The 22,709-nt window shown below is 48.4% G+C and carries 16 protein-coding genes and 2 pseudogenes; 15 read left to right on the top strand and 3 right to left on the bottom strand.

Annotated elements, in window-relative coordinates:
- Positions 1-9: 9 nt before the first annotated feature.
- Genes NST29_RS13940 through NST29_RS13930 form a run of 3 tightly spaced genes read left to right on the top strand, consistent with a single transcriptional unit; the run spans position 10 to position 2,890 of the window.
- On the top strand, positions 10-789 hold the full coding sequence (locus tag NST29_RS13940; RefSeq protein ID WP_033843269.1) for an ABC transporter permease: 780 nt from the start codon (positions 10-12) through the stop codon (positions 787-789).
- Complete coding sequence (locus tag NST29_RS13935; RefSeq protein ID WP_081897178.1) at positions 782-2,278, top strand: permease; 1,497 nt, start codon at positions 782-784, stop codon at positions 2,276-2,278. Before NST29_RS13940 ends, NST29_RS13935 begins: the two co-directional genes overlap by 8 nt.
- A gap of 15 nt (positions 2,279-2,293) precedes the next feature.
- Positions 2,294-2,890, top strand: coding sequence for an ATP-binding cassette domain-containing protein (locus NST29_RS13930; protein ID WP_051962801.1), 597 nt, complete (start codon positions 2,294-2,296; stop codon positions 2,888-2,890).
- A 181-nt stretch (positions 2,891-3,071) separates the two neighbouring features.
- Here the strand turns inward: NST29_RS13930 and NST29_RS13925 are convergent.
- Positions 3,072-3,829, bottom strand: a pseudogene (locus tag NST29_RS13925) (IS701 family transposase); the annotation flags it as partial.
- 32 nt (positions 3,830-3,861) lie between these two features.
- Here NST29_RS13925 and NST29_RS13920 point away from each other — a divergent pair.
- From NST29_RS13920 to NST29_RS13910, 3 genes and pseudogenes are all read left to right on the top strand, one after another.
- Complete coding sequence (locus NST29_RS13920) at positions 3,862-4,935, top strand: ABC transporter permease (RefSeq protein ID WP_156102693.1); 1,074 nt, start codon at positions 3,862-3,864, stop codon at positions 4,933-4,935.
- A gap of 265 nt (positions 4,936-5,200) precedes the next feature.
- Positions 5,201-6,376 carry a nitrate/nitrite transporter gene (locus NST29_RS13915; RefSeq protein ID WP_339232290.1) on the top strand — a complete coding sequence of 392 codons (1,176 nt, stop codon included), beginning with the start codon at positions 5,201-5,203 and terminating at the stop codon, positions 6,374-6,376.
- 290 nt (positions 6,377-6,666) lie between these two features.
- Positions 6,667-7,446, top strand: a pseudogene (locus tag NST29_RS13910) (multicopper oxidase domain-containing protein); the annotation flags it as partial.
- 85 nt (positions 7,447-7,531) lie between these two features.
- On the opposite strand, the gene NST29_RS13905 reads toward NST29_RS13910, so the two are convergent.
- Positions 7,532-8,242 (bottom strand): Crp/Fnr family transcriptional regulator, encoded by a 711-nt coding sequence (locus NST29_RS13905; RefSeq protein WP_033843271.1) that lies wholly within the window; start codon positions 8,240-8,242, stop codon positions 7,532-7,534.
- A gap of 225 nt (positions 8,243-8,467) precedes the next feature.
- Between NST29_RS13905 and modB the strand changes: the two genes are divergently transcribed.
- Together modB and moaA are read left to right on the top strand one after the other, a co-directional pair.
- Complete coding sequence (modB, locus tag NST29_RS13900; protein ID WP_033843272.1) at positions 8,468-9,130, top strand: molybdate ABC transporter permease subunit; 663 nt, start codon at positions 8,468-8,470, stop codon at positions 9,128-9,130.
- A 256-nt stretch (positions 9,131-9,386) separates the two neighbouring features.
- Positions 9,387-10,412 carry a GTP 3',8-cyclase MoaA gene (gene moaA, locus NST29_RS13895; RefSeq protein ID WP_339232288.1) on the top strand — a complete coding sequence of 342 codons (1,026 nt, stop codon included), beginning with the start codon at positions 9,387-9,389 and terminating at the stop codon, positions 10,410-10,412.
- Between the two features lie 95 nt (positions 10,413-10,507).
- On the opposite strand, the gene ric is transcribed toward moaA, so the two are convergent.
- Entirely contained in the window at positions 10,508-11,215 is a 708-nt protein-coding gene (gene ric / locus NST29_RS13890; protein ID WP_033843274.1) for an iron-sulfur cluster repair di-iron protein, read from the bottom strand.
- Between the two features lie 754 nt (positions 11,216-11,969).
- Between ric and glp the strand changes: the two genes are divergently transcribed.
- The 7 genes from glp to NST29_RS13855 all read left to right on the top strand — a co-directional run bounded on the left by glp (position 11,970) and on the right by NST29_RS13855 (position 22,644).
- Positions 11,970-13,229, top strand: coding sequence for a gephyrin-like molybdotransferase Glp (gene glp, locus NST29_RS13885; protein WP_033843275.1), 1,260 nt, complete (start codon positions 11,970-11,972; stop codon positions 13,227-13,229).
- Complete coding sequence (gene mobB / locus NST29_RS13880) at positions 13,226-13,726, top strand: molybdopterin-guanine dinucleotide biosynthesis protein B (protein WP_033843276.1); 501 nt, start codon at positions 13,226-13,228, stop codon at positions 13,724-13,726. Before glp ends, mobB begins: the two co-directional genes overlap by 4 nt.
- Complete coding sequence (locus tag NST29_RS13875; RefSeq protein WP_033843277.1) at positions 13,723-14,187, top strand: molybdenum cofactor biosynthesis protein MoaE; 465 nt, start codon at positions 13,723-13,725, stop codon at positions 14,185-14,187. Before mobB ends, NST29_RS13875 begins: the two co-directional genes overlap by 4 nt.
- On the top strand, positions 14,187-14,417 hold the full coding sequence (gene moaD / locus NST29_RS13870; RefSeq protein ID WP_031405156.1) for a molybdopterin converting factor subunit 1: 231 nt from the start codon (positions 14,187-14,189) through the stop codon (positions 14,415-14,417). Before NST29_RS13875 ends, moaD begins: the two co-directional genes overlap by 1 nt.
- A 5-nt stretch (positions 14,418-14,422) precedes the next feature.
- Positions 14,423-15,151, top strand: coding sequence for a YwiC-like family protein (locus tag NST29_RS13865; protein WP_033843278.1), 729 nt, complete (start codon positions 14,423-14,425; stop codon positions 15,149-15,151).
- A gap of 447 nt (positions 15,152-15,598) precedes the next feature.
- Positions 15,599-22,399, top strand: a complete 6,801-nt coding sequence (locus tag NST29_RS13860) for a DNRLRE domain-containing protein (RefSeq protein ID WP_231559798.1) — start codon at positions 15,599-15,601, stop codon at positions 22,397-22,399.
- An 11-nt stretch (positions 22,400-22,410) separates the two neighbouring features.
- Positions 22,411-22,644, top strand: coding sequence for a hypothetical protein (locus tag NST29_RS13855; RefSeq protein ID WP_033843279.1), 234 nt, complete (start codon positions 22,411-22,413; stop codon positions 22,642-22,644).
- Positions 22,645-22,709: the final 65 nt, after the last annotated feature.

Here is a 22,709-nt window from a genome sequence, read left to right as displayed (position 1 = left end):
GTGTCGAACATGTTAGGCCATCAAGTGAAAGTTGAATTTTTGAAAGCCTTTACTTGGCGACAATGGGTAGTTTGGGCTGCATTGGTGTTAGTTCTGCCTTCCATTCAATTTGCGTTGATAAAGGATGGTTATGTTTATTATAGACAGTTGGATCTTTTCCTGCGTGTAAATTCCAATTTTGTGCCGTTACTTTTTCCCATTATCATGATTCTTGTGTACGCGATTTCTTTTCCAAGTGAACAAAAAAATTATTTTCTTCCCTATGTGCGGATCCGTACCTCTTTGACAACTTACTTTTTTGGCAAACTAATCGCCAATGCGATTTTGTCCTTTTTGATCGCGTTTTTCATTGTATTTCTTCCATTTGTTTTTTGTATGTATGTTGAACCTCATTTAGGGATCGTTCGTTTGTATCCAACCGATGGCAATCCAATTCCTCATACCACATTCGAGCAATTACTGGTCTTAGGGACGTTGCCATATGGGATCCTTTATTCATTATGGGTTGGTCTAAATGGGATGATGTATGCGACAATGGGGTTGTTGCTCGACATGATTTTAGAAAAGGCGTTTGTAGCGCTTTCCATTCCATTCATCTATTATTTGCTGGGAAACTTTATTGCTCAAGTTCTTGGATATGACCAATTTTCTCCGACTTATGCTATTTTTCCTTTTAGCATATCACAGCAACCTTTATGGACGGCATTCGTGCCTTTCGGGGTTTTATGCCTTATTGTTGTTATATTGATCGTTTATCTAAAAGAAAGGTTGCATCAGTATCATGATTAGAATGATAAACAATAAATGGAGCAATTTTTTTAATGAATTACTAAAAGTCAAGTGGATTCTCTTTGGAGTGATGATTTACATATATGGTGTAAGAGCCAAAGAGCAGATGTATATTCATTCCCTTCAAAGCAAACTGCAGTTGAATAAATGGGATCTGGTGCATAGTTCTTTTGGCAATATTTATCTAATCATTTACTTTGTTTTGCCTTTTTTTCTCTATCATTCTTTAGTAATTATTACATCTAACTTTGATTATACGATCTTCATACGATTTGGTTCTTACAGAAGTTGGGTATATGCAACATTAGCTCAATTTATACAAATTGTCGGCGTATCCATCATCGTCTGGGGAGCAGTGAGCGGAGTTTTGTCAATTGGTGCTCCTCATTTTGCTGGCTGGAGCCCGTTTAGTAAGATGGACGCGTTTTTGAGCGAAACGCAAATATTACAAAAATTGATAACTAGTCCTTTTTTGGCATTGTTGCTGCATTTAGCGTTGCTTGTTTTGAGTGTGAGTTGTTTTCACCTTCTGTTGGCTATTCTTTATGTGAAATGGCAGTACAAAAGGATAGTCGTATTCGCTGCCGTTCTTATATGGGTCTATGCTGGTGTGTCATTTAAACTTCTTCCTCCCCATTCCTTACTCAATTTATGCAATTACTTGATTTTGCATTCGGGAGTTATGCAATTCGGAACTATATGGATATCGATTGTAGTGGTCACAGTGGGGATGATCCTACTTATCTTGGTTATTAACCTATTAGATTTGAATTTAAAATTATACAATTGGAATGACTATGCGGCTATCCTTTTGATTGTCATGTCATTATGGGCGGGTATGAGAGGAAAAGAAGGAACAACGATTTGGGATCAGTTTCTTTTCATGTTTATAGGCGGTTCAAATCAGGCGTTTTATTTTAAGCCATTTTTATGCTATTTGATTCTCTATTTTGGACTGGTTTATTGGGTTCAACTGTATTTGCAGAAGGAATTGTCAGAAATGGGATATTACAAGCTTTTGCGTTATCAGTCTACCAGTCGATGGTTTTGGGGTTGGTATTGCAAGATAATGTTATATATTGGGGTATATTTGTTCGCCTTAGCTTTACTAGCCTTATTCATTTCTTTTTTGAATGGGTTCTCTTTTGATTTCTATGTCTCTATTGAGCGTTCGGTCACCGTGCTTAAAATCGTTTATCATTTTTTTGTCAATGGTTATCTTCAACTATCATTTTATGTGCTCTTTGTGTTTATTATTGCTTGGTTAAGCAAAGAAACGTTTTATAGTTTCGTTGGGATCGCTTTACTTTCATTTTTTATGTTACCGCATCTTAACAATTGGGGGATCGTTCCATCTGGATTAAATAGCATGTCGTATTTACTTACCGATAGCTCGGTGTATCGCATCAGTGCGATTTTAGCGTTATGGAATGTTTTAATGATTGTTTTCTTGCTGTATGTTTTTCGCAAGCAAGATCTTCATTTCTAAAAAGGAGTGAGAATGTTGGCGCATATTCAACTCAATCAAGTGAGTAAATCATTTAAAGGGGAAACGATTTTAGAAAATGTGAATTTTTCGGTGGAAAGAGGGAAAATTTATGGAATTATTGGCCCTAATGGTTCGGGAAAGTCCGTATTCTTTAAACTTATATGTGGGTTTCTACTCCCTGATCAAGGTAGCGTGATTGTGGACGGGGAAGTGTTGGGCACGAATAAGCGCTTTCCCAGTAATTTTGGAATTATCATTGATCGGCCAGGATATATAGCGGGGAAGACAGGATTTGAAAATTTAAAAGCGTTAGCCCTCATTCGAAACCAAATCGATGATGACAAAATCAAGCAAACGATGAGAATGGTTGGATTAAATCCAGAATCACCACAAAAGGTAAAACATTATTCACTTGGAATGAAACAAAAGCTGGCCATTGCTCAAGCCATTATGGAAGATCAACAAACATTAATTTTAGATGAACCATTCAATGCTTTAGATGCTGATAGCGTCGAAACGATCCGCAATTCGCTTCGAAAGTTTAGGGAAGAGGGAAGGACGATTTTGCTCACTAGTCACAATCAAGAAGATATTGATGTTCTTTGTGACTAAGTATATAGAATCAACCGTTTTACACTTGAAAAAGTGAAATAATCTTGTTTGATGATAGTGATTTTATCACAAATGTGTGGGATTTCACTAACGCGTCCAGCCATGTGGAGGCCGACGAGGGGATGGAATGTGCCATTTCCACCAAAATCTATTTCTTGTGAGATACACGCGGTAACGCTCGTTCCCCCACCGTGACGAGGCGGGTGTCGTTGGGCTCGATATAACGGGCAAACTCCTTCGCTTGGACGGCGATGCCTTTCGGATAGAGAATCCGGTTCGTCTTGAGCATGGCGATGACATGGAATCCTTGTTTCAGGCAGGCTTCGATGAGCGCTTGGGACGGATACCACGCACATCGGCCGAGTCCACTTTTCTTTGAGCGAAGAAGCCTCTCGATCGCCAAGTCGATTTTGCTTCTTCCCGCCACCTTATCATAGAGACGGGTATACACCATCCGCCAAACGAGCGAATGCCCCCAGACGGATGGATGATCGTTGTGCGAGTAGTGCCAATCACACCCTTGAATGGCGCAGGTAGCCCGTGACGCAGGCTTCGTTTTTTGGCAAATGGGATCATCCATGGAAACAAAAAGGGGTTGATTCTCCCGTTTGGCCAGGCGTTCGATCTGGCGAAGGATCCATTCTTGCAGCTTCTCAAGCAGGTTTTCCTCGTTCCAAGGGCGTTTCGTGAAAAAATGGCTGAGCGTGGTTCGATGATTCGGGTGAAAACTCCAGTACTGGACATCCGTCAATGTCCCTGAACATCCCTTGGTTGTCAAGGCATCGACAAGGTAAACGAGAGGCTTGATGACCGGTTTCGAGAAATCAAGTGCCAATCCCAGCGTCATGAAAAATTGGTGGATTCCTTGATGATGTGCTCATCGATTCCTAAGACATGAACCTCCTTGTAGATAGTTGGTGGCACATCGATTCTAACCAAGGAATCGGGTTCATGTCTCCTTTTTTGTTTAGTTGTCAATTTGTGTTAGCAAATTTGCTCATCTACAGTCAATTGCAAAAAGATGGGGAAAACGGCTGAAGGCGGGGGCGCTTGATGAGAAGAAGCGGACAAGAGGGGCAAGCAGCGCCTTTTCGGCCATTGTCAAAAAAGAACTGGCCGATTATTTGACGAGTTGGCGCATGATCATTTTGATCGCTCTCATCTTGCTCACTTGCTTCGGGTCGCTGTATACGGCGATGACGACGATTCGGGACGCGCTCGATTCGTCGGAAGAGGCCAAGGAAATCGCAAAAGGCGCCTACTTGTTTTTAAAATTATTCACTGTCTCGGACGGAACGCTGCCATCGTTTGTGACGTTTGTCGGTTTTCTCGGAGCGCTGCTCGGCATCGCGCTTGGATTTGATGCCATCAATTCGGAGCGGAATCGCGGGACGTTGAGCCGGCTCATGGCGCAGCCGATCCCACGCGATTACGTCATCAACGGCAAGTTTGTCGCGGCGTTGTTGTTGAATGCGGTGTTGTTTCTTTCCCTCGGCCTGCTTGTGACGGCATTAGGCATTTTGGTCTTGGGGATTCCGCCTACTTTCGAAGAGTTTGCCCGCATGGTCTGCTTTTTGTTGTTATGCCTTGTGTATATCGCCTTTTGGCTGAATGTTGGCATTTTGTTTTCCGTCGTCTTCCGCCAAGCGGCGACATCCGCGTTGTCAGCGCTGGCCGTTTGGCTGTTTTTCAACCTTTTTTACGCGATGATCGTGGAAGTAGTTGCGAAGTCGTTTTTGCAGTCTGATGCGATTACGTCCGTTGAGCAGGCGGTCGGCCGTCAAGAGTTGGTGCTTGGTCTCATGAGATTGTCGCCGAGCTACTTGTTCAACGAATCCACGACCGCTTTGCTTTCGCTGGACGTTCGGACGCTAGGGATCGTCACCGTGGAACAAACGGCCGGCGCTGTTGCCGCCCCGCTGCCGTTCTCGCAAAGTGTCTTGCTCATTTGGCCGCAAGCGACCGCCTTGATTGCCGCCGCTCTCGTCTGCTTTGCGATCGCTTATTGGTTGTTTATGAGGCAAGAGATACGGGCGAGCGGGTGAGGGAACAGGCTGTTTGGAAAGACGTGTGTGCGCCCCAACAGCGTTTCTGCTCGTTCGTATGGGAAAACCGTTTTGCCCGATCATGTCCGTTCCTTTTAGGGGACGGACTTTTTTGTTGGTGACAAAACCGTGGCAACGACGGTGACAAAATGGTGACAACAGACAAGCATGTGATCAACCTCACAAATTCGTTTCCTTCACCTGTGTATGATGGAAGTACAAATAAAACCAAATATTTTCGAAGAAGATGAGGGAGGGGCTTTTCATGAATAAACAAAAGGCGCTGCTGCCGATTACGACGTTCGCCATGATGTTTTCATTCGCCGTGTGGGCCGTGTTTTCGCCGCTTGCGAGTACGTTTCAACAAATGTACGGGCTGACATCGACGCAAAAAAGCATTTTGGTCGCCATTCCCGTTTTGCTCGGTTCGGTGATGCGGTTGCCGCTTGGCATTTGGACGGACCGGATCGGCGGGCGCAGGCTGTTTTCGCTGCTGCTCCTGTTTTTAATCGTTCCGCTCATCGGCGCAGGGTTTGCGGATTCGTATGCGATGCTTCTGTTTTGGGCGTTTTTCATCGGGATGGCCGGGACGTCGTTCGCGATCTCGTTAACGTTCGTGTCGCGCTTGACTCCGCCGGAAAAGCAAGGAACAGCGCTCGGGATTAACGCGATGGGCAACTTCGGCACAGCGGTCGCCAGTTTTTCGGTTCCATCGATCGCTGCCGCTTTCGGCGTTTCGTGGGCGTTTTGGGGAATGATCATCCCCGTTGTCGTCATGCTCGTTCTCGTTTGGTTTTTCACACCGGATATGCCGAAACCGAAACAACAAAAAACGGTGCGTGAATCGCTGTCGGTATTGAAATATAAACATACGTGGACGTTGTCGCTCTTTTACTTCGTTACGTTCGGGGCGTTTGTCGCTTTCGGCATTTACTTGCCGTCGCTGCTCGTTGACTTGTATGGGTTGACGCCGGTGGATGCTGGGATGCGCGCGGCTGGGTTTACTGTACTCGCTACGCTTGCGCGGCCAGTCGGCGGCTATCTTGGCGATAAAATCGGTGCTGAACGGGTGTTGACGTTCGTCTACGCTGGAATGACAATCGGCGCGTTGGTGATCGCGTTTGGAATGGAAAATATTTGGGTGATGACAGCGGCTTGTTTGTTTGTGGCCGTGATGTCTGGGCTGGGCAACGGTGCGGTGTTCAAACTCGTGCCGCAGCTGTTCCCAGCCGAAACGGGCGCCGTCACCGGCCTTGTCGGCGCCTGGGGCGGACTGGGCGGCTTTTTTCCGCCGATTTTAATGGGCATCATCAAAGATGTGACTGGTTCTTACGTGCTCGGGTTTATGCTTCTCAGCCTGTTTACCTTGATCTGCTTCTTATTGAATCGAATCGTCTTCGGCAAAAAAGCCGGCGAATCGGCGAAACGGTACGCATCGTAACCATCGAAAGAGGTCAAAAGTATCCGCTTTTGGCCTCTTTTTATTGTTCACTAGGCATGATGGACTGAAGGGGGGACTGATGACGATTCGGAAAACGAAATGCCCGTTTTCCGTTAGCCAACGTGGGCACGCTCTTTATCGTTTTTACAGTAGCGATAAACATATTGTTCAACGTTTCACAAACCCTTCAAATATGCGTGTTCCTTGGTGATACAAATCACTAGAGGGGAAGCCGAAATGGCGTACGCTGAAGGTGTAAACCGATTCCGTTAGAAGAGGAGGAAAGAACGATGAACCGAAATGGATCCGCGTTGTTATCGATCGTGTTGGCGGCCTCGCTTTTAGCGGCGTGCAATAACGGGGGAGAGCAGGTGAAGGTGGAAAGCAAAAGTGAAACGGCCGCCACACAACAGCAGGCGACGAACGTTTTAGCGGCGCACAAAGGAGTGAATCAAGCGCCGGTGCCGTTGAAAATGGAGCGGATCGGACCGCATGACGTCCACATCGAAATGACGGCGCAAATTACCGATATTGAAATTGACAAAGGAAAAATCTACAAAGCGTGGACGTTTAACGGCCAGGCGCCCGGGCCGCTCGTCGTTGTCAATGAAGGGGATACGATCCATTTTACGCTGAAAAATATGGACCCAGTCATCCCGCACAGCATGGACTTTCACGCTGTCCACGCTGCACCGTCAAAAGACTTTATTGACGTGATGCCGAACAAATCGGGAACGTTCACTTACCCCGCAAACAACCCGGGCGTGTTTATGTATCATTGCGGCACGAAGCCAGTCTTGCAACATATCGCCAACGGCATGCACGGCGTGATCATCGTCAAGCCGAAAAACGGTTATCCGACCGATAAGGAAGTGGATCGCGAATATGTGCTCATCCAAAATGAATGGTATAAATACAACGACATGAACGACTTCCAAAACGGCGTGCCAAGCTATGTCGTTTTCTCAGCGAAGGCGCTTAAACCTGGCGATCCGAATACGAACGGGGACACATTTACCCTTAAAGAAAAGCCGTTATTGGCGAAAGTCGGCGAGAAAATCCGCTTGTTTGAGGGGTAGTTACATATTGGTAAGGAGCCCCCACTTCAAGCGTTAGCGAAGCGGGGGAGTTGGCTCTAAAATGAAAGCGCCGTGCTCATTCAATGCAACAAATATCCGGTGGGCAGTCTTCGCATTGGATTTCCGTTTTTAAATAGTTTAAGTCGTGGACGGTAATTTTCCCTCGCCTCATAGAAATGATCCCTTCTTGCTTTAATGCATTGAGCATCCGATTGACGCTTTCGCGTGTCGTGCCGCAAAAGTTGGCTAAGTCTTGGTTTCTTAATGTTAAATCAATGAAAATGCTTCCATCTCCAAGCGAGACCCCATAGCTGTTGCATAGGCGAATGAGCGTCGAATAGAGCGCCCCTTTTTTGCCGTTCATCATCAAGTCGCGAAACTTCGTCTGCGTCCGCCGGGCATGCTTGCTCATCCAGCGCATATATTCAAGGGTAAGGGTCGGATTGATCAGCAGCTGGTCTTCAAGTTCGTTTTTCTTCATCACCGCTGCTTCCCCCGGTTCAATCACTTTGGCGGTCAATAAATAGCGGGCATCATTTGTAAACAGCGTCAGCTCGCCGACGATTTCTCCGCTTCCGCAAATGCGGAAACACATTTCTTTTCCATCGGGGCAAATTTTGCTTACTTGCACCTTGCCGGAAAGAATCAAATACAGCTCATTGGCGGGCATTCCTTCTTGAAACAAAAACGAATGTTTGCGGAGCGGAATCACTTTTTTCGACGATTGCAGCCATGAGCGCAAGAGGGAAAAATCGCGTTTCTCCACTGGTTGGCTTAGCCGTTGCATGATTGACACCTCCATTTGTTCGGCTATTTCTATTGTAAAAAACCTCACAGTGGGGACAGCGTGAAAAAAATCACCGTTTGTCACTTTTTTTGTGCAGGTTGTCACAAATTTTTCTAAGCCGGATTTCCCCGCCCGTATGATACAATCAATGTGAGCAGCATCACAGCGTTTATCTATTTGTTTTCGTATCGTTAGGATGGAGATGGAACAAAGAGAGGCTGACCCATGACAACGTTTTGGTCACCGGTTTGGTTATCGATTAAAGTATCACTTTTCGCCGGCTTGATTGTCGCGGTCTTAGGGACAGCGGCGGCGAGGCGGATGGCGCGCCGCCGGTTTCGCGGCAAGACGGTGGTGGAGACGGTGTTTATGTTGCCGCTCGTGTTGCCGCCGTCGGTCGTCGGTTTTTTGCTCGTCGTCTTGTTTGGCCGCCATAGCCCCATCGGCCGGTGGATCGAAGCGTCGTTTCATACGACCGTACTGTTTACGCCCGGTGCCGCGGTGATGGCTGCCGTGGTCGTGTCATTCCCGCTCATGTATCAGGCGGCCAAAGCCGGGCTTGAAGCGGTCGATCCAACCATTGAAGGGGCGGCGCGCATCGATGGGGCGAATGAGCGCCAAGTCTTTTGGCATATTTCGCTGCCGCTTGCCAGACACGCGTTATTATCCGGAGCGGTGCTGTCGTTTGCCCGCAGCCTCGGGGAGTTTGGCGCAACGCTCATGTTCGCCGGCAATATTCCGGGAAAAACGCAAACGATCCCGACCGCCGTCTACATGGCCATGGAATCGGGGCGGATGGAGTTCGCGTGGGCATGGGTGGCGGTCACGATCGGATTGTCATTCAGTTTATTGGCTTTTGCGACGAAACTCGGTCGTTTACGGGAGTGAACGACCCCCACTTAATTTTCTAGCGAAAATTTGAAGTGGAGGCTTCCAAAGAAGTTTGACTGCTTCAAGCAATCCTTATTCTTTGAGGCGTGTCCACTTTAGAGCATAAGACACTCAGGTCTACAGCTTTACTTTTCTTTAAGATGTTTAATGCGCCGCTTCGCTTCATTGAAGTGGGAGTCTTCTCGCCTAATTAAGATAAACAAAGCCGCCTGTCAATATCGTGCGGCGAACGAAACAGAAAGGAGGGAGTGCGATGGGCGAGCGCAACCGAACGAACGTCATGGACCGCCTGTCCCGCCCGCTTCGCGATTTGCGGTTATCAGTGATCGACCAATGCAATTTTCGCTGCGTCTATTGCATGCCGGCCGACGTGTTCGGGCCGAATTTTCGCTTTTTGGCGGAAGGTGAGCTGTTGACGGTCGAGGAAATGGCGCTTCTTTCGGAATGTTTTGTCGAGCTGGGCGTCGAAAAAATCCGCTTGACGGGCGGCGAGCCGCTCTTAAGGCGCGATTTGGATGCGCTTGTGGCGCGGCTGTCTGCGATTCCCGGCCTGCGCGATATTGGCTTGACGACCAACGGCGTTCATTTAGTGAAATGGGCGCAGCGGCTGAAAGAAGCCGGACTAAAGCGCGTCAACGTCAGCTTGGATGCGTTGGATGATGACATTTTCCGCAAAATGAACGGCATCGGCATCGGCGTCGCCCCGGTGTTAAAAGGCATTGAAGCCGCCCGGGCGGCAGGGCTCGGCGTCAAGGTGAACATGGTCGTCAAAAAAGGGTGGAACGACTCGCAAATCGTGCCGATGGCGGCCTATTTCAAAGAACAAGGCATTCCGCTCCGCCTCATCGAATTTATGGACGTCGGCACAACGAACGGCTGGGATTACTCCCATGTTGTGACGAAAAAAGAGATGTATGAACAAATCAACGCCATGCATCCGCTCGAACCGGTCGAAAAAGCGTATTTCGGCGAGGTGGCGAGCCGCTACCGCTACGTCGGCACGGAGGTGGAAGTCGGCTTTATCGCCTCAGTGACGGAAACGTTTTGCCGCAGCTGCACGCGGGCGCGCATTTCCGCGGACGGGAAGCTGTATACGTGTTTGTTTGCATCGAAGGGCGTGTCGTTGAAAGACAACCTGCGCGCCGGGGCGACGAAAGAGGAACTGAAGTCGTTGATCACCGCGGTTTGGAACCAGCGGACAGATCGCTATTCAGAAGAACGGACGGAAGAAACGGCGAAGCAACGGAAGAAAATTGAAATGTCGTATATTGGCGGATGACAAAGAAGAAGGGCCGCTCTTTCCGGCGAAGAGCGGCCTGTTCATCGCTCGCTGCGCCTGCCTTTGCCTTAGAAATGGGGGAAGGGTTTGCTTGCTTATGCTCTTACCGCCGCCAGCACGCGCGGGAAGAGGACGTTGTTTTCTAAATGGATGTGGGTAAACAAATCTTCTTCGAGCGCGGCGAGTCGGCTGTAAACGAGCCGATACGTGCCGCACGCGTCTTCCGGCGGGGTGAAGTCGTTGGTGATGTCGCGAATGTCTTTGATCAAATCGCCAGCGATCTCATGCTCATTGACCAGTTCGCGAACAGCCTGTTCGACCGCCTCCCGGTTTTCCGGCGAGGGGTTGTCAGTAAATTGGAAAATGAGCGGGAATGCTTCTGTTTCTTCTGTAATCAAGTGTTGCTCGAGTTCCGCTTTTAACTCGTGAAACAGTTTATGCACGCGGGAAAGGTGCGGGTGGTGCATGCCGTGTACGCGCAATACTTTTGTGACATATGGGCTGAGCTGCGGCAGTTCCTCGTTCAAATAGCGGTGGTGCGTGTTGATAATATGATCGACCAAGTCGGTCAGCGTCGCTTCGCTCCAGTTTCGGGTCGGCTTGTTTTGCGCCTCCGCATAAAGGGTGTTCAGCTCGCGAAGGAGCGCTTCGCCATCCAGTCCGCGCTCTTCGATGGCTTCTTTTAACGGACGCTGTCCGCCGCAGCAAAAATCGATGCGCCGCGCTTTCAACAAATCAGCTGCTTTCGGAAATTGAGTGACAATATCGCCAATCAATGATTGTTCAGTAAACCGCTGTTCCATTCATCATCCCTCCATTGATCCAATCGTTACAGCTTCAGCATACCGTGTTTTCCGCGGCCACGTTGTGATTCATCTCACAGCAGCGAAAAAATGAAGACGGAGAACGAATGTGATCAACATCACAACGGCACTTTTCGTTTTTATGTACAATCAAGACAAAAGAGCCGGTCGACCGAGTCGAACATCGGGCTCAAGACGTGCTAAACTATAGTCAGGAACAATACCGCTAGGCGGATAAAGTGAGGCAAGAGCTCGCACCGTCGGCCGCTTTGTTCGGCGAGACGCGGGAAAGGATGTTGGCGCACTTCGCGTCCCGCCTTCGGTCGCCTTGTCAACATCCTCTAGAAGGTTGGTGAAAAACCGCTGTTTGCCTTGATCGATGATGGAACGCGTGAACATAGAAGCTGATACAACCAGTTTTTCTACTTGAGAAACGATTCCGAGAAGCGGTTGCGTGAGTAAATCACCGGCCCCCTAGATGACTGGTGAAAAACGGTTGTTTCTCTATGAACGATGGGGGGAGCGTGTGAAAGGCGATACCGATGCGACAAGGCTTTTCTATTTGAGAAACGAGGCCGGTAAACGGCCTGCTTCCTTAAATCACCGGCCCCCTAGACGAGGAAAAGGATGTTGGCGCATATCGCCGCTGTGAGTGTCGGTGATGAAATGCTGGCGGGAGGCATCAAACCGCTGCAACCACGTGAAAAGGACGAGACCATAGCCGCCAGCCATATAGTCGAAAGGAGAGAGAGACATGGTCGAAAGACGAACCCCGATTCCTGTAGCGGAAGCGATCGCTCGGGTGATGCGTTACGCCGGAGTGGGAGAAGAGGAAACGGTGCCGCTTCGCCAGTCGTATGGCCGCTATTTGGCCGAAGATTTGCGCGCTGACCATGATGTGCCGCCGTTTGACCGCTCCCCGTATGACGGATTTGCCATTCGCGCCGCCGATTCGGAAGGAGCGGGGTTGGATCGTCCGGTCGAGTTTGAAGTGATCGAAACGATTGGCGCCGGACAAGTGGCGAAACAGCCCGTCGGCCCGTTTCAAGCGGTGCGCCTGATGACCGGAGCGCAAATTCCACAAGGGTGCGATGCGGTCGTCATGTTGGAGCTGGCCAAACAGTATGAACGGGATGGAAAAACGTATATGTCGATTAAGCGCCCGTTCCGCCCCGGCGACAACATCTCGTTTCAAGGAGAAGATGCCAAAAAGGGACAACCGCTCGTCGAAAAAGGAACGCGCATCAATCCGGGAGTGGCGGCGCTGTTGGCGACGTTTGGCTACGCCGAAGTGAAGGTGGCGAAAAAGCCGCGGATCGGCTTGTTTGCGACCGGCAGCGAGCTGCTTGACGTTTCTGAACCGCTCGTTCCGGGAAAAATCCGCAACAGCAACGCCTACATGATTGAAGCACAGGCGCTCAAAAGCGGCGCTGAGCTGATCTATTTTGGCCAGCTGGCCGACGACTTTGACGCGTGCTTTCACGCCGTGCGCGAGGCGCTCGATCAAGTGGACATGCTTATGACGACCGGCGGCGTCTCGGTCGGCGATTACGACTATTTGCCCGCCATTTACGAGCGGCTGGGGGCGAACGTTTTGTTTAACAAAATCGCCATGCGCCCGGGGAGCGTGACGACCGTCGCGGAGTGGAATGGCAAGCTGCTGTTTGGCCTCTCCGGCAATCCGTCGGCGTGCTACGTCGGCTATGAACTGTTTGTCCGCCCGGTCGTGCGGACGCGCTTGTTTTCCCCCAAGCCGTATTTGAAAAAAGTGAAGGCCACGCTCGGCGCCGATTTTCCCAAACCGAATCCGTTCACCCGCTTCGTGCGCAGCCGAATCGAAGCGATTGACGGCCGGCTGATCGTCAAACCGGTCGGCATGGATAAGTCGAACATCGTCACCTCGCTCGCGGCGGCCAACGCCTTGATGGTGCTGCCGGGCGGGACGAGAGGATTCGCTAAGGGTGACGAGGTGGACGTATGGCTGCTCGATGATGATGAGGGATCGAGCGAATGAACGTCTGGCAAGTTGTCGGCTATAAACATACGGGCAAGACGACGCTCGTCGAAAAATGGGTGGCGGCCGCCGTCCGGGAAGGATGGCGCGTCGGGACGGTGAAGCATCACGGCCATGGCGGCGAGCCGGCACGGCCGGAAGGCGTCGATTCCGTCCGTCATGAGCGGGCCGGGGCGGTGGCGACAGCGGTGGAAGGGGACGGGCTGTTGCAGCTGCATCTCCGCCGCCCGTTGTGGCGGTTGGATGATGTGTTGGCGCTTTATGCGCCGCTTCGACTGGATCTCGTGCTGGTCGAAGGCTATAAGAAGGCGCTCCATCCGAAAGTCGTGCTTGTGCGCTCCGAGGAAGATTGGGCGTCGCTTCAGCACCTCGCCAACATCCGCGCCGTCATCGCCTGGGAACCGCTTTCCCGGCCGTTGCCGCACCCTTTGTTTTCGCTGGCTGATGAGGCCGCATATATCCCATGGTTGATGAATGAGGTGAGAAGAGGGACATGACGGAATCGTTGTTTGTCATCACGTCCGAGCCGATTTCGGTCGAGGATGTGATGAAAAAAGTGATGCGCCCGGAAGCCGGCGCGGTTGCCGTGTTTGCCGGCACGGTGCGCGAATGGACGAACGGCAAGCGGACGCTCTTTTTGCAATATGAAGCGTACGTGTCGATGGCGGAGAAAATGCTGGCGCAAATCGGAACGGAAATCGCCGAACAATGGCCGGGAGCGAAAACGGCGATCACCCATCGGATCGGGCGCCTTGAGATCGGCGACATCGCCGTCGTCATCGCGGTTTCCTCGCCACACCGCGCGGAAGCGTATGAAGCGAACCGCTACGCCATCGAACGGATCAAACAAATCGTACCGATTTGGAAAAAAGAACAATGGGAAGATGGCAGTGCATGGATTGGCGATCAACTGGAAACAAAAGCTTATCCGTCCGGAAAGCCGGAGGTGAATGAATGATGATCCGTCTCTTGTTTTTTGCCCATTTGGGCGAACAAGTCGGCGAGCGGCAAGTGACATGGCCGCACGTCCCCGACACCGTAGGAAAGCTGAAAGAAGAAGTGGAAGCGCGTTACGGCTTGCCGCTTGACCGCGTCATGACCGCGGTCAATGAGGAGTACGCCCGCGACGACGCGCCGCTTCAACCGGGCGATACAGTCGCTTTTATTCCGCCAGTGAGCGGGGGGTGAGAGCGATGGCAAACAAAAGCAAATGGGTGATGCCTAAACAACATGGCGCTTGGGCGATGCTCATCATCCCGTTTTGGCTCGGGGCATACGCCGGCGGACTCACGTGGGTTCACGCGCCGCTCTTTCTCGCTTGGCTTGCCCTCTACTTGGCGACGTATCCGCTCTTGATGGCGGTCAAAACGAAGCGGAACGAGCCGTACGTGCCCGCTGCCATTCGCTATGGCGTCATCGCCGCGCCGTCCCTAGCCGTTTCCCTTTTGCAGCGGCCGGCCCTTGTTCTCTTTGGCTTGGCGATGATTCCGTTTTTCCTAGTAAACATCTACTACAGCAAGAAAAAGAACGAGCGCGCTTTCTGGAATGATGTTGCGGCCATCGCATCGTTTTGCGTCGGCGGCTTGGGCGCCTTTTATGTCGGGCGCGGGGAATTGACGGTGGAAGCGTTCGAATTGGCCGCGTTTTCCTTCCTCTTTTTCATTGGCAGCACGTTTTACGTCAAAACGATGATTCGCGAAAAGAAAAACGTGCGATACAAATGGCTGTCATGGGGATACCATGCCTTGTTGATTGCCGGTCTCATCGCCATCGGCGAGCCGTTCGCCGTTTTGGCCTACGCGCCGAGCGCCATTCGCGCCGTCTACTTATACGGAAAATCGCTGCCGATCATGAAACTAGGCATCTTGGAAATCGCCAACGCGGCGTACTTTTTCATTGCCATGATCGTGCTCTACTCTTGAACGAACCCCAAACGGGAGACATCAATGACCGTTTGGGGTTTTTGTTTGGTTAGGCGATATGGCTTTTTCATTGCACAAGCATGATGCAAAATGGGCATGAATTCCTTGTCACGGTGTTGCAATGGATCGTTTCAAAAGCCTACCTCCTCTTCTTCCATGCTCGTTCCCAAATCAATTAAAGAAGGGAAGCATTTCAACATTCATTTATCGGATTGTGGACGTTCCAACCCTAAGTCATGTCGAATTTTGTCTGTCGAAAACGGTGGATGGCAGGGAGGAGGAAAGATACAATTTTATTGTAAAAATAATGGAAATAAGGAAGGGGAGCATATGAGAAACATTTGTTTGCGACGATGGTTAGTTTGGATGGTTGTATGGGCTTTAATGGTGTCAAGCATCCCGATAAAGGGATTCGCCGAAACGATCCAATCAGGAGTTGGCCGTATAGTGCCAAAAGAAGAGCCACCCAAGGTGCCGGAAGCCCCGAAACGTCAACACAAGCCAGGGGAAATCGTGGAGATGAGAACCGCTAACACCAAAGTGTACGACAACGGTGATGGGACGTTTACCAAGAAGATCTACTTTGAACCGATTCATCGTAAGAAAAAGGGAGAGCCGCTATTTGAGGAAACATCTTCGAATTTAACGGACTCCGCGAGTGATGAGAACGGTGTGGAGACGGAGAACACCGTTTTGGAAACTACCTTTTACAAAAAAATGTTCAATGGAGAATACGCTACGTTTCGTTACAATGGACATTTTATCTCTTATTCGATTTTAGAGGCATCTGGGAATGAAGTGAAGCCGATCAAGGCGAAGGATGCAAAGGCTATCTATCAGAAAAAAGACAACAAAATTCTACACAAAAACATTTTTCCAAGTATAGACCTACAAAATATTACATTTAACGAGTCAACGAAAGAAGATTTAGTTCTTCATTCTTTTACTGGCTATCATATTTTCAAATTTCGTCTGAAAACAGATTTACAAGCAGACATCCAAGATGATGGATCCATTTTATTGACAAATAAAGAACATGAAAAGGTTTTTGAGTTGCCGAAACCTTTTATGGTGGATTCCCATGTTGATGAGCATTCTGGAGAAGCTCAACGGTCGGAGAATGTAAGTTATGAACTGCAAAAAGATGATGAAGGGTACATTTTAACGGTTAAAGCCGATCCCGAATGGCTGAAAGACCCTAAACGTGTATACCCTGTTTATATTGACCCGAGTACTTCCGTTCAGGTGTCTGCTGATGCATTTGTAATGAGCGCCTATCCGACAACCAACTATAGTTCCTCATCAAGTAAGTGGGATTCGGCGCAGGGACAATACGTTTTAAAGGTGGGGTATTATGATGGAACAACAGGCACTTGCTATGGATTTTTGCACCCGGATTTATCAAGCATCAAATATATGAATGTGACAAATGCCACGTTCCATGTCTATGTCACCCATTCGTATTATACGACAACGCCAACAGGGCTATGGCTCGATGCGGTAGACAGCTCATGGTCCGCGAGCACGTTAACGTGGAATAATAAGCCTTCCTCCACCAACATTGGCAAGGTGGATGTTGCAAGAGACCAATGGGCGCAGTTTGATGTCACGAATACAGTAAAAGAATGGGCATCAGAGACAAAGCCAAATTACGGATTTAAACTTCATACGAATGGCAATGGACAAACGTATTGGAAAAAAGTTGTTTCCACTACGAACAGCAGTTATAAACCATATTTGTCCGTTACGTATACGATCCCCGTTCCCAATACGCCGACAGGAACGGCCTACAGTAATGGGGATGGCACAGGATATATCAATTTATCATGGGATCCGGTTCCTGGCGCTACGGGTTATAAGGTTTGGATTTATAACGGTAAATCATATGAGGCGTTTAATGTAGGAAATGTCACTTCTTGGAGTACAAAAGGGAAAAAAATCTGGCCGACCGCTTCTGAAATTAGTGCCGGAAGATATGACCTGCACCAAGATCAGTTAGGGACGGAGCTTGCTGTCGATCCTTCCCCGGTCTATCGAAATTCAGGCGGAAGCTATCCGAATAGCAAGAACTACTGGTTCCGAGTCAGTGCGATTTTTCCTCAAGGCGAAAGCGCCATGTCTGGTGCGTATATGCCGACCATTCCGGATTTGGCGAAACCATCTGCTCCGACGGGGGTAAGTTATACAAACGGAAACGGAACAGGATATATTGACTTCAAATGGAATCCTGTGAGTGGAGCGACGGGATATAAAATCTGGATTTTTAATGGCTCCTACTATGAATCGCTAGATGTCGGGAACGTCACTTCTTGGACAACGAAAAACAAAAAGTATTGGCCAACATCTACGGAAATTCAAGCAGGTAGATATAAGTTGCATTTAAACGATGGTCTCGGCACGGAATTAGCTGTTAACCCGTCCCCGGTCTATGCCAATGCAGGAACAAAATACGCAACGGCTACCAACTACTGGATTCGAGTAAGCGCCTATAACTCTCAAGGGGAAACCGTCTTTTCGGATGCGTATATGCCTAGTATTCCGAACTTGCGAGTGCCGCCAGCGCCTTCGGGGTTTGCTTACAGCAACCAATTAGGAAGCAACTCGGGTTATGTCATGTTAGACTGGGAGAAAATCTCTGGTGCAACAGGATACAAAGTATGGATTTTTAATGGACTTTACTATGAAGCATTTGATGTAGGAGACGTGGACCATTGGACGACGCAAAATAAAGGAATTTGGCCAACTCCGGAGGAAATTCAACAGGGGGATTCCAGCACCTTAACATTGCATCATGATGGACAAGGATTGGAACTTCCGAAAGATCCTTCTCCAATGTATGCGAAAATGGGGACAAAATACGCCACAAGCACCAATTACTACTTCCGACTCAGTGCATACAATGCGGATGGGGAAACAGTATTTTCTAGCAATGCATTGACGGTGAAAATTCCGGAGGCGAATGAGTATTTAGGAAAGGAAGATTACTGGTCCATCATTGATGTTCCGTATGGCAGCGTGAATGCTGCTACCGGTAATCTGATTATAGACGAAGACGATGTTTCTATTTCCGGAAGAGGACCGGGGCTTGGAATCACAAGAACTTACAATAGTTTATCCACATCGGTTGGATTGTTCGGAAAAGGATGGCATAGCGATGCGGAAATGAATATCGTTGCCCAAGGAAATGAAGCAAGATTTACGGATGAAGATGGCACACTCCATATATTCACGAAATTATCCGACGGCACGTATAAAGCCCCGACAGGTGTTTACTTGGAGTTAAGCGAAACAACCAATGAATATATACTGACGACAAAAGATCAAACGAAAATCCATTTTCGAAAAAGTGATGGCAAGTTAACGAAAATCGTGGATGGACATGGGAATGCCACTATCTACAGTTATTCCAACGAAAAGCTAGTGTCGATTACCGATGCATCGGGCAGAAAACTAAGTATAGAGTATAACGCAAGCGGAAGAATCCAGAAAATTACCGCCCCAATGAATCGGACAATCACGTATGAGTATAACAACGACTTGTTAACAAAAGTAACCCAGACGGGCGGGGAAGTCACAAGATATGAATATGATGACCGTGGCCGTCTTGTGAACGTATTCGAGCCGACGCATACGGTGGAAAAACCGGTTGTCTATCAGTTCGTGTACGATGGCGACCGACTCAGCCAAGCGATCGATCCTGAACACCACGCGTATGCATTGAACTATGACCCAACAAAGCGGCAGTTGGTCGTGACGAAGCCAAATGGTCGAAAAACGCAATACACTTTTAACGAGGCAGCCAATCCGATTCAAATCGTCGATGATGCAGGCGGCTTGAATATTACCACCAACTATGTGTATGAAGGGAACAACCTAAAGGAATCGTACGATCCGAATGATGCGGGAACGACAACGCCGACGGAGTCGTATACGTACGATGCGAACGGGAATGTGCTGACCGCGACGGATCGTTATGGGACGGAAACCTATCAGTATAATCAACATAACAATGTCGTCTCCATCATCGATACGGAAAATGACAAGACCACCATTGCTTATGATGGCTTAAACCCGGTATCGGAAATCGATCAAGCGGCCAAAACGGCTTCCTTTGCCAAGTATGATGCATATGGAAATCTGATGGAAGAAAGTGATGCGCTCGGCAGTGCGGCGAATCTCATCGTTAATCCCAGCTTTGAACAGGGGATGACTGCTTGGAGTCTGACCAGCACCTATGATGCTGGGCAATGGTGGGAGGATGCGAATGTTGATCATGGATTGGCCGGGCGAAAGACATTAAAAATGACCGTGAACTCCACTTCCCCTGGCAACGAACTTGGCTACGTGGCGGCAACACAAGTCATTTCGGTGAAACCGAATACGACGTACACGCTGAGCGGGAAGATCAAAACGAATTTGACCAAGGCGAACGCGTTTTTCAACATCGAACAACTGGACAGCCAAAACCGCCGGCTGGCGTGGGTGGATAATCGCTACAGTTCATTATCCGGCATAAGGCCTTGGACAGAGCGGCAAGTGACGTTTACCACGCATTCCGATGCGGCCAAGGTGCGCGTCTATTTAGAAGTGGATCATCGATCGCCAACCGCATCCGGGGAAGCGTGGTTTGATCAGATTCAGTTGGAAGAAGCCCAAGTGTCTTCGAGCTATAACCCGGTCGCCAACAGCAGCTTTGAAGGAAGCTTGACCAACTGGAGCGGCATGGGCGGAAGTATAGATGGTACAGAATCGTTCGATGGGGCTTGCTCTCTTAAACTAACAAGAACCAGCACCACGCAGTCGGCTAGTGAATATAAGCAGACGGTGATCGTCGGTCAAACGTCAATCGATGCGCCGCTTCGTTTGACACTCACAGGTCTTTCCAAAGCGCAGGATGTCAAAGCCAATGGCACAGTGAGCGCAAGCGATTATTCCATTACGGCTAAAGTATACTTTGTGGATGGAACGACCCAAACGTATACCGCCGATTTCCCTACTAGCAATCAAGATTGGAACCGTGCCGCCGTTTCGATTCAACCTTCCAAGCCAATTGATAAAATCGACATATCCGCTGTCTTCCGTGGCAATTACACGGGAACGGTATGGTTTGACGCGATCCGTTTAATGGAAGGAAACGTGGTGACGAAAAACAAGTATGATGCAAGCGGAAATTATGTCACGGAAGAAGTGGATGAAGAAGGCTATGTGGCGAAAAAGAATTATGATGCCGTAGGAAACCTGTTAAGCGAGTACGATAAGAAAGGAAACAAGAAAGAGTACACGTATGATTTATCGGATCGCTTAAAACAGCTGTTGTTAGCAAACGGTACTTCCGTCAACTACGATTATGACTTAAATGGCAATATGACTTCAAAAGTCATTCGAACCAGCGGCGGCCAGTCTCAAACATTTGCCTATTCTTATGATGCGACCGGTAAACTCATTAAAACCGTCGGTCCGTTGAATGATGTGACAACGAATGAATATGATGCCAACGGAAATAAAATCAAAACGGTTTTGCCGAAAGGAAACACGATTCAATGGACGTATGACGGAACGGAAAGGGTCAAAACGATTTCTTACAACAACGTTCCGTATTACGAATTTAGTTACGACAAAAACGGAAACGAACTTTCTGTTCAATATCTAAAAGATGGCACCACCAAAACAAGAACATTTGATCAAGCGAATCGGCTCGTGGAACTGTCAGACCGCGGTGGGCTGCAAAAATGGCTGTACCCAACCACATCGGATAAATTGCAGCAGTTCATGTTCTCTCATGGGTCCTTTAGCCAAACGATCAATTACCAATATAATAAATTGGATCAAAATACGGTCGTCCAAGATGGAACGTATACGTACCGCTTTGACTATGACGAGAGAGGAAACGTTCGCACCTTCACGACAGGAAACCGAGCCGGCTCGACCTTTACGTATGATGACCGCGGCTTAGTGGAAAGCGTTTCGGTCGGTACGGCGGACGGAACAGAAATTTTATCGGAAACGTACCGTTACGATGAAAACGGGAACCGGACGAAAGTGGAATCCCCAACGGGGGAAACGACCGTCTACCGTTACGATGCCCTAGACCAATTAGTGGAAGAGCAGCTTCCAGATGGCACGAAAATCGAGTATGCCTATGACGGATTCGGAAACCGGAAGCAAATCGTGAAAACCAAGGATGGGCAGTCCACGACCACCAACGCCGATTATAATGCTGCCAATCAGCTCATTCGTTTTGGGACCGAGACGATCACGTATGATGCCAACGGCAACCGCTTAGAAGACGGAAAATATCAATACGAATGGAACGAAGCGGACCAATTAGTTTCCATTACAAGAAAAGGAGAAAGCACTCCTTTTGTGACGTACAAATATGATGAAGACGGCCGGCGCATCCAAAAGAACGTCAATGGCGTCGTGACGAACTACCATTACCAAGGCGATAGCTTAAATGTTCTATACGAAACCGATGCGAGTGGAAATGTGGTAAGATCGTATATATACGGAGAAAACGGTCAGCTTCTTGCCATGAAAAAGGGCACGGCGACATACTTTTACCACTATAACGTACATGGGGATGTCATCGCCCTGACGGATGAACAAGGAAATATCGTCGCTCGCTATCAATACGATGCGTGGGGGAATATTCTATCCCAATCCGGAGCCTTGGCCGACGAAAACCCATACCGATATGCGGGGTACCAATATGACCAAGAAACGGGTTTTTATTACCTGATTGCCCGGTACTACCACCCAGAGCATGGCGTGTTCCTTTCGATGGATCCAGATCCAGGGGATACAGATGATATTCTCACGCAGAATGGGTATGCGTATGCGAATAACAATCCGGTGATGTTGGTGGATCCGGATGGGAAGTTTGCGTATGCTGTAGGGCTTTATTTTGTTCCTGGTGTTGGACAAGTAATGTTAATTGGTACTGCTGCTGTTGTCGGGGCCTATGGAGCGTGGTATTTAGGAAAGAAAGTAAAAAGTTTGACTAGTAAAGGTTCTTTACCTCTAACAGGCCCTAGAAAAGGAAGCTTAACTTTAAGGGATGAGAAAGGAAAAGTTATACAACGAAGATATTATGATAGTGCGGGAAGAGCGAAAAAAGACATGGACTATAGCGATCACGGAAATCCGAAACATCATCCTTGGGGACCACATCGACATAAATGGAAATGGGATGGAAAAAAACCTAAAAGAGGGAAAGCAGAACCAATGAATAAAGGTAGAAGAAAGTAGGAAGATAAAATATGAGTTTAGAAAAATTAATAGAGCTTATAGAGATTGGACATGATATAGAATTTATCTATAAGGGTGAACGTTATTCAATAACTAATACTCAAGTAGGCATTTGCCTTACAAAGTACTATAATTTAAATCATCAAGAATATACAAATGTAAGTGATTTTATAAATAATGCGTTGATTGGTGAAGAAAAATTAAAAGACATTGTATCTCAAATTCAAATTACCGGTATTTTTTAAATATCGAACATTCATATCTCATATGATGATAAAAATGCCTGTATACAGTGTTTCTGAAGATGCTC

The sequence above is a fragment of the Geobacillus sp. FSL W8-0026 genome, assembly GCF_037966255.1.
In the GTDB taxonomy this organism is placed as follows: domain Bacteria; phylum Bacillota; class Bacilli; order Bacillales; family Anoxybacillaceae; genus Geobacillus; species Geobacillus icigianus.
This window is presented reverse-complemented; position numbering and strand designations above follow the sequence as displayed.